The sequence below is a fragment of the Luteithermobacter gelatinilyticus genome (genome assembly GCF_005849285.1).
GTDB lineage: Bacteria > Pseudomonadota > Alphaproteobacteria > Sphingomonadales > Emcibacteraceae > Luteithermobacter > Luteithermobacter gelatinilyticus.
Genome location: NZ_CP040517.1, coordinates 1,585,737 through 1,597,890, shown reverse-complemented (window position 1 = coordinate 1,597,890; position 12,154 = coordinate 1,585,737). Strand labels below are relative to the sequence as shown.

Sequence of the window (12,154 nt, the reverse complement as noted above, 5' to 3'; positions counted from 1 at the left end):
AATTTCAAAAAATAGCATTTCCACGGTCCAGACTCCCGTTACTGGTGGGGTTGCCCATCATGGTACAGAATTTGCTTAGCACCTTTGCGAAGGGAGGGGGTGTCCCGGATTCTGTAAAAAAAACCGACAGCCCAACCTGTTCATGGGCTGAATCTCAGCCTTCATTTGCGTAATGCGTAACTTTTTGCCCGAGGTTCTCTCGGGCAAACATTGTCAATTCTGGTTTTTAAGGGGATATAAATGAAAAAACCAACTATTTCATTGAAATACCTATATAAATCTATCATAGGAGGGGCCCTTCTGGGCATCGTCCCTTCCTTGGCCATGGCAACCACGCTCACACCAGAGAATGAACAGTATTTGTTGTCTTATGTCCAGCATCAGCACAGCACAACCTGCTCGCATTGGAAGTCATTGCCCATCAGCAAACAGGAAAAGCTCCTGTTGGGACGTAATGTGCCGGAAGTGACGGCCGCCGGTGTTACGACACAAGATCTGTCCCCCTCTATTGCAACATCTACCCAACCGGCAAGTACCGGTGCGTCCAGCCAGGGTCCACAGGTGGTGTATCTGGATTTTGACAGTGCGACCACGGGAACCTACAGCCGGACCTATAAGGAAAACCCGGACGGCACGGGGGCCGATATTACCCGGGTTTTTGATGAACATATTTATTCTGCGGAAGAAAGGGCATATATCCAGCAACGTTTTCAGGCGGATTACGGCCAGTTTAATTTCCAGTTCACCACGGAACAACCTACAGAAGGGGAATACAGCACCATTTTCTTTAATGCCAATATGCCGGGTGAGGGGGCTGATGCCGGCCCAGCCGGAATCATCGTTGACGATGGTGGCGCCATTACGTCAATTTTGTTCGGCATCGCTGATTCCATTGATTTTCGAAACCTGGCCCGCGGCGACAATGCCAATGTGGACGGCAATGTCTGGGCGCTGTTTTCTTCTGGCGGTTTTGAAGCGGTGACAGGGATGGTGGACACGCCAGAGAACCGGGCGCTTGCCACGGTGATTCAAAGCGCCCAGACGGGCGCGCATGAGCTGGGGCATATTCAGGGGCTGCGACATTATGAAGCCTGGGGGCCGATCGGTGAAGGGCTTCCGACCACGGGCACACCTCCGGATGACGCCTTCCTGCCGGAGTATACCGGACCGCGTAACGGAACGGAAACCACCCTGCACCTGATGGGCTCCGGGTTTAGTGCGGGACTGTCTCTGGCTGATTCTGTTGTGACGGACCGGTTTTTCAGTGAACGTTCGGCGATCAAGCTGGCCTTTAACGAAAACGGTCAGGTCGTGGCGGAAACGGATGGCGATCACAGCTCGATCGGTAGTGCGCAAATGGTGGATCTGGCAAAACTTGACGTGCCCAATACCATTGTTGAGGGCCGTAATGCGAACAATCGCCTGAATGTGAATGCCATTTCCATCGAAGGCAGCCTGTCGCAAATTGGCGAATGGGACTGGTATGCGTTTCATGGGGAAGAGGGAGATATCTTTAACCTTGAGGTGATCTCTCTTGTCAACAGTAACAATGACGATTTCTTCGACAGCATCCTGTATATTTTCGATGAACTGGGTAATCTGCTCACCTATAGCGATGATGAATTTGAAAGTCCGGATTCCTTCGTCTTTGATTTCAAGATGGACTATACGGGGATTTTTTACGCGCTGGTCACCGGTTTTGATTATACCGGCACGGGTTTTGACCAGTGGAGCATCGGCAATTACCAGCTGTTCGTTACCCAAACCCGCATTCCGGCACCCTCGGCGTTTCTGTTGATGCTGGGCGCGATTGCCTTTATGCTGCGTCGTCGTCATAATGGCGGTGTGGCATAACAGGAAAAGGACCTGAATGAAACGCAGGTTCAGACAATATCTGATTATTACAGCAATGGCCTTGTCCGCAGTGATGCCGGGCAGGGCCATAGCCCTTGATCCTCCATATATGGCCCAGGAGTTAACTATTTTCAGCGGCACGGCGCGCGAGGCTTTTGATATGGCCGCCATGGTTGTTCTGGCGCGCCCTGTTTCGGCGCCGGTGGTCTCGGGACCGCGAGATCAGCGTCCCGTAAGGTATTTTGAAATTGTTGAGGTTCTGAAAGGCCCTCCGGAGGCAAATGTTGCGTCACCTCTTCAGGTGAAGCTGCCGGGGCAGTTGATCAGCGCGTATTTTCGTCCCCAAACAGCTTATGTATTATTCCTTCTGGGCGGCGGGGAGACGTACAGTCTGATGACCCATTCTTTGTCTTACAGCCTGGCTTTTGCTGTTGATGAGGCCGGATATTTGCGGACGAACCGTCTGCCTCCTGATGGCTGGGCAGAGCTGTCTCTAGAGAGCCTCAGAATGATGACGGCGCGCTAGTGTGGTGAATTTGAAGTTCCTGTTATTGATTATGTCATACGACTTAGGAGCTTCAAATTCAGAAACCACACTAGAGTCAAATAATTAACTAGTCTTCTTGTTGACTCTGAAATTCGAATAGCCTGCTACAAATATGATACGAATTTCAGAGTCAGAAGACTAGAGTGAATTGTGAAGAGGTTGGCTCAATTCACTCTAGAGTCAATCTGACCCCAATTCACCCTAAATTTAAATTTCATCATTAATTCAGATAACGGCGGTTCACAGCAGCCGAACTTTTTTCTGAAAAAAATATTGTAATCCCTTATGGATCCGGGAATTCTATCAGCATCCCGAATCACAATATTTGCCCGGTTTATGACAATAGAATATCTGTCCGACATCATTATATTGCTGGCTGCTGCCGTAATTGCCGTCCCATTGTTTCAGTCTCTGGGACTGGGGGCGATTACAGGATTTGTTGTGGCCGGGATTGCCGTGGGCCCGTCCGGGCTGGGCTATATCGAAAATGTGGAAGATATCGCCCATTTGGCGGAGCTGGGCGTGGTGTTGCTGTTGTTTGTGATCGGCATTGAACTCAAACCAGCGCGCCTGTGGCAGATGCGGCGTTATGTTTTTGGCCTGGGTAGTTTACAGATCCTGATCACCGGGGTGCTTCTGACCTTTGCCATGCATTATGGCTTTGCCATTGCATGGGATGTGTCGCTGATGATCGGGATGGCACTGTCGCTATCTTCTACAGCCTTCGTATTGCAGGTTTTATCCGAAAGACGCCAGATTTCAACGGAACATGGTCGTCCCGCCGTTTCCATCCTTTTAATGCAGGATCTGGCGGTCGTGCCGCTGCTGGCGCTGGTGACGCTTCTGGAAAAGCCAGATATGACGATGGCGGAAGATGTGTTTTATGCATTGGGAGAGGCCGTCACCATCCTGGGGGGCATCATTGTTTTTGGTCGGTATATCCTCAATCCGTTGCTTAATTTTTTGACCCGATCTGGCGCACCGGAGGTGTTTACCGCTTCGACCTTGCTTTTGGTCCTGGTGGCCGCCCTTGCAATGGAACGTATTGGATTGTCCATGGCGACAGGGGCATTCCTGGCCGGGCTAATTGTGGCGGATTCCACATACAGGCACCAGATCCTTGCGGAAATCCACCCTTTCCGCGGCTTGCTGCTTGGCCTGTTTTTTATGTCCATGGGAATGTCCCTGAATTTGCAGGTGTTTTTGGCAGCACCTTTGAACTTTCTGGGGCTGGTTTTGATCCTCTTGCCGGTCAAGTTTCTAGTGCTGTGGCCGTTGACGCGGGCGTTCCGGGTGAGAGGGCGGGCGGCCATGGCGGTCAGTATCCTGTTGGCCCAGAGCGGCGAGTTCGCGTTGGTGCTGTTTGCGCTGGCGCATAATCTCGGCATTTTACAGCCGGACCTGTTCCAGCAGCTTTTGGTGGTGGTGTTGCTCAGCATGTTGAGCACCCCTTTACTGGACAAACTGGCTCAGAAAGTCTTGTCCCGTCGGGAGCCGGAACCTGTTGCCGAAACTCCGAAGCCGGAGGTCCGGGAACGGGCGCATATCATTTTGGCCGGTTTCGGCCGGGTTGGCCATCGGATTGGCCAAATCCTGGAAATGAGCAATATTCCCTATGTAGCAATTGATAAAAATCCCAGCAGGGTTCAATATAAACGTAATGAGGGACATAAGGTGTATTATGGCGATGCCCGCCGGCCGGAGGTATTCAGAGCTGCCGGCATTGAGGAAGCCGCGCTGGTCATTGTGACCCTGGATGACTTTGAAGCCACGGAACATGTGGTCGCCACCTTGCATGCGGTTTTCCCGACGGTACCGGTATTTGCTCGCGGCCATGACATTGAAAGATGCCAGGAGTTGATCCGCATAGGGGCACGCTATACGGTTTCTGAGAATCTGGAAGCCAGTGCCGAACTGGCGAAGGCTGTACTGAAACATATCGGTACGGAAGAGGACAAGGTCCGCACCGTTCTGGAACAATTCAGAAAAAGCTACTATGATAAAATCAACAAAGTCCTTTAAACTTATATAGTTACACAAAAACTCTAATTTAAAGTCGTAGATTTTGGATTCAGAGTATATCTTTTTCTGTTTCGGCGCGCTGCTCTGGCTATGGAAAGGTATGACGATGGGCATTGAGCTGCTTATTCCACCACGAAGGAAGGATCTGGGCGGATTCTCTGTCCGCCGCCTCCTGCCTTATGCGAAACGGCGTATGGTGGGGCCGTGGATTTTTTTTGACCATATGGGGCCGGTCAGTTTTCCGGCCGGGAAGGGGGTGAATGTGCGTCCGCACCCCCATATTAATCTGGCAACCGTTACATATCTGTTTGACGGAGAAATCCTGCACCGGGATTCTCTGGGCAGTTATCAGGTCATTCGTCCAGGGGATATTAATCTGATGCTGGCCGGGCGCGGCATTGTTCATTCCGAACGGGAACATCCCGAGGTGCGCCATAGTGATCATGTCGTACATGGCCTGCAATTGTGGCTGGCCTTGCCGGAACAGGACGAGGAACGACCCCCGGCATTTTATCATTATCCGGCGCAGGACATTCCTGTCGTCACTGCTGAAGGCGTGACGGTGCGTGTCATGATGGGAACGGCGTATGGGGTGACATCATCCGTGGAGACTTATGCAGAAACACTCTATGTCGAAGCCGATTTAAGGAAGGGACAACGCCTCGTGTTGCCTGAGAGCGAACAACGGGCGGTCTATGTGGCCGGCGGTGCGCTCACTCTGGCGGATGGTTTTTTGATCCCGGCATACCACCTGGCCGTGGTCACGCCGGGAGCTGGCCTCACTTTAGAGGCTGTGGAAAATACGCGTGTGGCTGTTATCGGTGGTGAACATATGGCAAAACGTCACATCTACTGGAACTTTGTCTCAAGCCGTAAGGACCGCATTGATCAGGCCAAACGAGACTGGAAAGACGGACGCTTTCCCAAAATTCCGGGGGATGAAGAAGAATTTATCGTGCTGCCGGAGGAATAAACGAAGGGGGAGCAGCAGGAAAATAGGGCAACACCAATATACATATGCGTAGGAAGACATATCATAATTCGCATAATATATATTATGGTAAATTATGTGTATTGTATAATTTAATTTTATTGATTATTCATAAGGTATTATTCAATATCTTTTATAATATACTTTAATTAAAACCCGTGTTTGTTTCAGGACCCTTTCATTGGGGAAGTCATGAACCAGATCATCCCCTGTTCCGGATTACCTGTGTTGAATGGTGGTTTTAAACATTACGCAACAGTCTCGCCGGACGGATGGCGAGCGCCAGCCAGATGCTGGTCATGCCGGCCAGCAGCGTGAACAAAATGCCCAGTGTGATGGTCAACACCGGTACGGTAAGACTGAACTGCCAGCTCATCTGCATCAAGCCGGTGACAATGCCATAGGCCGCCAACGCCCCAAGTCCCAGCGCAATCAGTCCCGTCACACTCCCCAAAAACAGAAATTCCAAAAGATAGGCTTTCAGGATATCTCGGCGCGTGGCCCCCACCACTTTGAGCACCGCGGCGTCATAAATACGGCCTTTATGGCCCGCGGCCACGGCGCCAGCCAATACCAGCACCCCTGTGAGAATGGTAATTGCCGCCATGACGTCAATAGCACTACCGATCTTCCTCAACAAGTCCTGCACATTATTCAGCACTTCGGTCATGCGCACCACGGACACCTGGGGGAACGCCCGGGCAATGGCCCTGAACACGGCTTCTTCCTGGTTTGGCGTCACCCGTGCCGTCGCCACATAGGTATAAGGCGCGGCTTTCAGTGTGGCCGGGTCAAACATCAGCACATAATTGATGCCGAAACTTCCCCAGTCCACCTTGCGAATGGACACGATCTCTGCGGTAATGCTACGGCCCAATACATTCACCGTGACCTCATCACCCAGGCCAAGCTTCATATAATCCGCCATGTCATGGGAGATGGATAGCTGCGGCGGTCCCTGATAATCCGCCCCCCACCATTGTCCGGCCACCAGATCGTTATCTTCCGGACGTTTGGCGGTAAAGGTCAACCCCCTATCGCCGCGCAACATCCAGCGGCCATCGGGATGTACATCCACCTCACCGACCGGGATGCCTTTGACATGGGTAATACGTCCTCTGAGATTGGGCACGCTACGGTATAGCCTGACCCCTTCCAGGCCCGTGAGAAAACGCTGAAAACGCTCTTCGTCCGGTTTCTGGATATCAATAAAGAAAAAGGACGGCGCATCTTTCAGGGCCCGATCATCAATTTCACGGGTGATGTTGTATCTGACAAGAGCAATGGCCGAAAACAGGGTCAACCCCAGCCCCAAGGACAGGATGATGGACATGGTGGCGTTTCCCGGCCGGTGAATATTGGCCAATGCAATACGCCAGGCAGGCCGGCGCACGCGATGCAGGCGACGGGCGACGGCACGGGCCAGCCCTCCGGCGGCAAACAGCAGCATAAAGGCCCCAACAGCGCCGGCTATGAACCATATGGTCAGCATTCGGTAATCGGCAGTGTACAGAATCCCGGCCAGCAACAGGCCTGCAAGGCCCCCAATCAATCCCATAAGTCGTTTGGGCGTGCGGACAGGTTCCTGATGATTGACCAGTTGACGGAACAGGCGGGCGGCGGGAACATCCCGGGCCTGGGACAGCGGCCACAAGGTGAAAATCAGGGTAATCAGCAGGCTGTAAAATACGGCGAGAAGCAGCGGCTTGACATAGACCGTGTTTTTGAGCGGGACGGGAATATGTTGGCCCAGAAGATCGCTAATGAGAAGCGGTGTTATGGCTCCGGCCACCAGCCCCGCCAGAATGGCGCGCCCGGCCATGATCAGAACCTGAGTCAGATAGGTCATGAAAATTAGCCTGGACGGTGCGCCCAGAATTTTAAAGGTGGCGATTGTATCGGTCTTTTGCCCCAGATAGGCGGCAACCGCATTACTGACCCCAACCCCGCCCACCAGCAACGCCGTCAGCCCGACCAGCGTCATAAACTGCCCCAGACGGGTAACAAACTGGCGAATGCCGGCGCCGCCCTCGTTACTGATGCGGAGGCGCCAGGTGGCGTCGGGATATTTTTCATTGAGTTCTTTCTTGACTTTTTCCGGAGAAAAACCGTCCTCCAGCCTGAGGCGATAGTAATACCGGATCAGGCTGCCGGGCTGGACCAGGCCGCTTTGCTCCAGCCCCTCAAATGACAACATGGCCCCGGGGGCGAGGCGAAATCCCCTATCGTTGTCTGGCTCATGCAAGGAAATCGCGGCAATGTAAAAAATACTGTCTCCGAGCTTGAGGTGGTCGCCAGGCGCCACCGAAAGACGATTGGCGAGAGCTTCGGAAATCACCAGCGCCGGCCGCCCTTTCTGCGCCCTGAACAGGTCCTGGCGGGCGATATGGGGACGCAGTTTTAGATGGCCAAACAGCGGATAAAGTTCATCTACGACCTTGAGCTCCACCAAAGAACTGTCTTCCCGTCCGTTTTCCGCCAGGTGCACCATGGCTCGTAATGTAGCAATGCGCGAGATGGTGCCATATGTGCTGAGGTCTTCATATACCTCAAGCGGCAGTTCCTCCTGAACCTGACGCAGTTCCACATCACCGCCAAGGAAGACCCGGGACTCTTCACGCAATCCTTCGGAAATATTGGCCGTGACCGATCCTACGCCGGCTATGATAGCCGTTCCGAGGAAAAGACAGGCCAGAAAGATGCGGAACTTGCGCACTCCTACGCGCAGTTCCCGGCGCGCCAGTCGCAGGGCCAGAATAAACTGTGTCCGTATGGGCTGTGTCATGATGGGCCGTGTCATGGCAACAGACATTCGGCCACCCTCCCGGCTGGCGATGTAATGTTGTCTTCGCTTTTGACCACCAGACCATCCTGAATATGCAGAATACGATCACATTTCCCGGCCAATTCGGGGTCATGGGTAATCAGGACCATGCTGGTTTCCAGACGTTTATGCAGCCCGAAAATGAGTTCAATAATTTTATGACCGGTTTTTCCATCCAGATTGCCGGTCGGTTCATCCGCAAACAGAATTTCCGGCTCTGGCGCCAAGGCCCGGGCGATGGCCACCCGTTGTTGTTCTCCACCGGAAAGCTGGGCCGGATAATGATCCAGACGATGGGATAATCCCACTTCATCAAGGAATTTTTCAGCTCGTGCGAAAGCATCGGACTTTCCCGCCAGTTCCAGGGGAACCGCCACATTTTCCAGCGCCGTCATGGTGGGAATAAGGTGAAAGGATTGCAGCACGATCCCGATATGATCACGGCGAAACAGGGCAAGTTGGTCTTCATTCAGCTCGTCCAGGCATTGCCCGGCAACTTCGATCCTGCCGGCGGTCTGTTTTTCAAGTCCGCTCATCAACGACATGAGACTAGATTTGCCGGAACCGGACGGACCCAGTATGGCGACGGCGCTACCACGCGCGATTTCAAGGTTGATGCCATTCAGAATATTGACTTCGTGTCCCTCGCCCTTAAATTTGAGATGTATGTTTTGAAGTTTGAGTATAATGTCGTTGTCCATGCGTGCGTTCCGTGCGTGCCCCCAAAAGTGTCATGCTCACAGTGTTAGAAGGTATTTGATATAAATGTATGTCGCAAGATATATAAGCCGATCAAAAATCATCAAGTATATTGCGACGGGTGTGACACTTGCTGCGATTATTCTCATTAGTGTGCCGGGGATGGCCCGGGCGGAAAAACATTTGGTTCTTGCCCTGGGGGATAGCCTGACGGCCGGATATGGTCTGCCGCCTGGAGAAGGATTTCCCGATCAGCTTGAAAAAAAACTTGCAGAAAAAGGGATGGAGGTGAAAGTCAGCAATGCCGGTGTTTCCGGGGATACCTCCTCTGGAGGACTGGCGCGGCTTTCCTGGGTTCTGGACAGTTTTGGCGCGGAAAAACCGGACCTTGTTATTTTGGAATTTGGCGCCAATGACGCGCTCAGGGGCATTGATCCCCGGATTACACGTCAAAATTTGTCCCGCATGTTGGAGATTCTCAAAAGCCGCCAGATTCCCGTTTTGTTTGCAGGCATGCTGGCGCCGCCCAATATGGGACCCGACTTTGCCGGTGACTATAACCGCATTTATCCGGAACTGGCGGCGGAATATGACGTTGCCTTTTATCCGTTCTTTCTGGAAGGTGTGGCGGGCAAACCGCAGCTCAATCAGGAAGACGGCATGCATCCGAACCGCCAAGGAGTGGCGGTTATCGTGGAAAATATCCTGCCTTATGTGTTGAAGAATCTTCGGTGAGTCTCTGGCTTTTTCCGGGCAGATGACCATTCGTCGCAGCAGAAAAACCATTTATCGCAGCATAATATTTTTCACCGCAAAAGCCCTTCCTCTTATCGCATAGATATTCCTCGGGCGAGCCCTTTCGGGGTAGAAGGGGTTAAGCCACATATTTACCACACAGTACCACACAGACCTGAGGAGACATGAAAATGCAGAATTTTGTAAAGGGAACAATGATCGCGCTGGGCATGGTGATCGCCGTTGCCGGCGTAGGAGCCATGCAGGCTTCAGCGGGCAGTTTGGGTAAGAATGTGCATCAGGCCGACGTTGAAGTAAGTGATGGCGTTAGCAAAAGTGAGGCCAAAAAACTGGTTAAGGAGTTTCTGAAAGACAAAGGTAAAAGAAACCTGCGTCCAGGGGATGTGAACAAAGCCCGCATGTTGGAGGGATCAGAATTTCGCGACAAGTGGAAAGTCGATATCCAATCCCTGAACCGCATGATCGTCGGCAGGCTTTATGTAGATACAGAGACAGGTGAAATTACGACGAAAAAGTAATTAACCCCTACTACCCCTCTTATCTGTCTCTGTGGAGCAGACCTTTCCCAAGGGTCTGCTCCATTTATATGCGGGAAGCCCAGAAGGTTTTTGGAATATTCAAAGAAGGTTTTTGAAATATTCAAATATGTCATCGACTTGCACCTTGTTCCCCGGTAAAATTTTCTCGCTCGGAAAGGGATCCTCGCCGGTGCAGCTGGAAAAAGCGGAGCAGTTGATGGAATTAGCCTATGACCGTTTTGGGGAAGGGTTTCCCCTGATTATCCTTCACGGCCTGTTCGGGTCTGCCAGTAATTTCAGGTCCTTCGCCCGGAAATTTTCTGAAACGTACAGTGTTTTTTGCCTGGACCTGAGGAATCATGGGGCCTCTCCCCATCATGAGGATACTTCCTATTCAGCCATGAGTGGCGATGTTGTCGAGCTTATGGACCGGGTGGGACTGGAACGGGCCCATATTCTGGGACATTCTTTGGGCGGGAAAGTTGCCATGCAACTGGCGCTGTCTCATCCAGAGCGTCTCGGAAAACTCATTGTTGGCGATATCGCACCGGTCCCCTACCCGCCCCATCATACCCGGATCTTTGAAGGCCTGAATGCCATTGACCTTGATCGTCTCACATCCCGTGGTGATGCCGAAGAGGCGCTTCAACCTTATGTGCCGGAAGCGGGAATCAGGCTTTTCCTTTTGACCAATCTGGTGCGCACGAAGGATGGCGGTTTTGCCTGGCGGTGTAATCTGGAGGCGTTGGAAAAAGGTTATGACCATATTGCGGCCGCTCCTGCCGGGGGCTCTTTCCGGGGGGAAACCCTGTTTTTGCGTGGCGAAAAATCGGATTATATCCGGGATGAACACCTTGCGGAAATTTATCGCCTTTTCCCCCGCTCGCAGATTAAAACCATTGCCGGGGCCGGGCATTGGCTGCATGCGGACAAACCAGAGGAATTTATGAAAATGGTTCTTGCTTTTCTAAAGGAGGCATAAATGCGCATTGCTATTATGGGGGCTGGCGGCATGGGGGGATTCCTTGGTGCGAAACTTTCAAAGGCCGGCTATGACGTTGCTTTTATTGCCCGGGGAGCACATCTGAAAGCCCTGCGTGAAAACGGACTGGCGTTGTTGTCAGAGGAAGGTGATATCCACGTTGCTCCGGTCACAGCCAGCGACGATCCGGCCACAATCGGTCCCGTGGATATGATTATTTTCAGTGTGAAATTGTTCGATACGGAACAGGCCGCAGCGGCTTGCCTGCCTCTGATGCAGGACAAAACCTTCCTGCTCACCCTGCAGAACGGGGTGGAAAGTGTGGAGATGATTTCCCGTATCATAGGACCGGGCCGGACATTGGCCGGATCCATTTATGTGTCCGCCAGCATTGCGGAACCTGGGGTCATCCGCCATAACGGCGGGGCAAATATGCTCATGTATGCCGGGCCTGAAGATTTCCCTGAGGAAAACTACAAACCGGTGGCAGATATGGTTGCCGCCGCAGGACTTACGGGGGACCGTCATCCGGATATGCGTGTGATGCTTTGGGAAAAATTTGTGCTGCTTGCGGCCAATGCCGGACTGGGGGCCTTGACCGGACGGGATGCCGGGGCGCTGTGCAGAGATCCGGACAGCCGGCCTTTGTTCCGTCAGGCGCTGCAAGAGGTAGTGGCGGTTGCCCGGGCGGACGGCGTGACCCTGTCCGATGGTCTTGTGGACATGATCATGGCACGGATCGACGGGCTTAAGGGCCAGAATCTCATGGCGTCACAGGCGGTCGCCAAGGCACGGGGACAGCGATTGGAACTAGAATGGATTCAGGGCACCCTGCATCGGTTGGGACGGAAATACAGTATCCCTACCCCATTACATTCTCTATGTTATATATGCCTCAAACCTTATGCCGACGGTACCCCGGACAGGGGCTAAAGTGAATTGATCCAACCTATTCACAATT

At 52.6% G+C, this 12,154-nt stretch carries 10 protein-coding genes; 8 read left to right on the top strand and 2 right to left on the bottom strand.

Annotation, left to right across the window (positions count from 1 at the left end; translation table 11 throughout):
• Positions 1 to 240 precede the first annotated feature (240 nt).
• The 4 genes from FE788_RS07220 to FE788_RS07205 all read left to right on the top strand — a co-directional run bounded on the left by FE788_RS07220 (position 241) and on the right by FE788_RS07205 (position 5,396).
• Positions 241 to 1,854, top strand: a complete 1,614-nt coding sequence (locus tag FE788_RS07220) for a hypothetical protein (RefSeq protein ID WP_138379995.1) — start codon at positions 241 to 243, stop codon at positions 1,852 to 1,854.
• 16 nt (positions 1,855 to 1,870) lie between these two features.
• Positions 1,871 to 2,380 (top strand): hypothetical protein, encoded by a 510-nt coding sequence (locus FE788_RS07215; protein ID WP_138379994.1) that lies wholly within the window; start codon positions 1,871 to 1,873, stop codon positions 2,378 to 2,380.
• Positions 2,381 to 2,737: 357 nt separating this feature from the next.
• The gene (locus FE788_RS07210) at positions 2,738 to 4,423 is read left to right on the top strand and encodes a monovalent cation:proton antiporter-2 (CPA2) family protein (RefSeq protein WP_168190317.1); all 1,686 of its coding nucleotides are present in this window, start codon (positions 2,738 to 2,740) and stop codon (positions 4,421 to 4,423) included.
• A gap of 100 nt (positions 4,424 to 4,523) precedes the next feature.
• A complete protein-coding gene (locus FE788_RS07205) occupies positions 4,524 to 5,396 on the top strand; it encodes a pirin family protein (protein WP_138379992.1) in 873 nt (290 codons plus the stop codon).
• A 259-nt stretch (positions 5,397 to 5,655) separates the two neighbouring features.
• On the opposite strand, the gene FE788_RS07200 is transcribed toward FE788_RS07205, so the two are convergent.
• Entirely contained in the window at positions 5,656 to 8,199 is a 2,544-nt protein-coding gene (locus FE788_RS07200) for an ABC transporter permease (protein WP_168190316.1), read from the bottom strand.
• Positions 8,200 to 8,210: 11 nt separating this feature from the next.
• Positions 8,211 to 8,939 (bottom strand): ABC transporter ATP-binding protein, encoded by a 729-nt coding sequence (locus tag FE788_RS07195; protein ID WP_138379990.1) that lies wholly within the window; start codon positions 8,937 to 8,939, stop codon positions 8,211 to 8,213.
• A gap of 121 nt (positions 8,940 to 9,060) precedes the next feature.
• On the opposite strand from FE788_RS07195, the gene FE788_RS07190 reads away from it, so the two are divergent.
• From FE788_RS07190 to FE788_RS07175, 4 genes are all read left to right on the top strand, one after another.
• Positions 9,061 to 9,672 (top strand): arylesterase, encoded by a 612-nt coding sequence (locus FE788_RS07190; protein ID WP_210413809.1) that lies wholly within the window; start codon positions 9,061 to 9,063, stop codon positions 9,670 to 9,672.
• 191 nt (positions 9,673 to 9,863) lie between these two features.
• Positions 9,864 to 10,211 (top strand): hypothetical protein, encoded by a 348-nt coding sequence (locus FE788_RS07185; RefSeq protein ID WP_138379988.1) that lies wholly within the window; start codon positions 9,864 to 9,866, stop codon positions 10,209 to 10,211.
• A 190-nt stretch (positions 10,212 to 10,401) separates the two neighbouring features.
• A complete protein-coding gene (locus FE788_RS07180) occupies positions 10,402 to 11,193 on the top strand; it encodes an alpha/beta fold hydrolase (protein ID WP_210413807.1) in 792 nt (263 codons plus the stop codon).
• Entirely contained in the window at positions 11,194 to 12,126 is a 933-nt protein-coding gene (locus tag FE788_RS07175; RefSeq protein WP_138379987.1) for a ketopantoate reductase family protein, read from the top strand.
• The last annotated feature ends 28 nt before the right edge of the window (positions 12,127 to 12,154 follow it).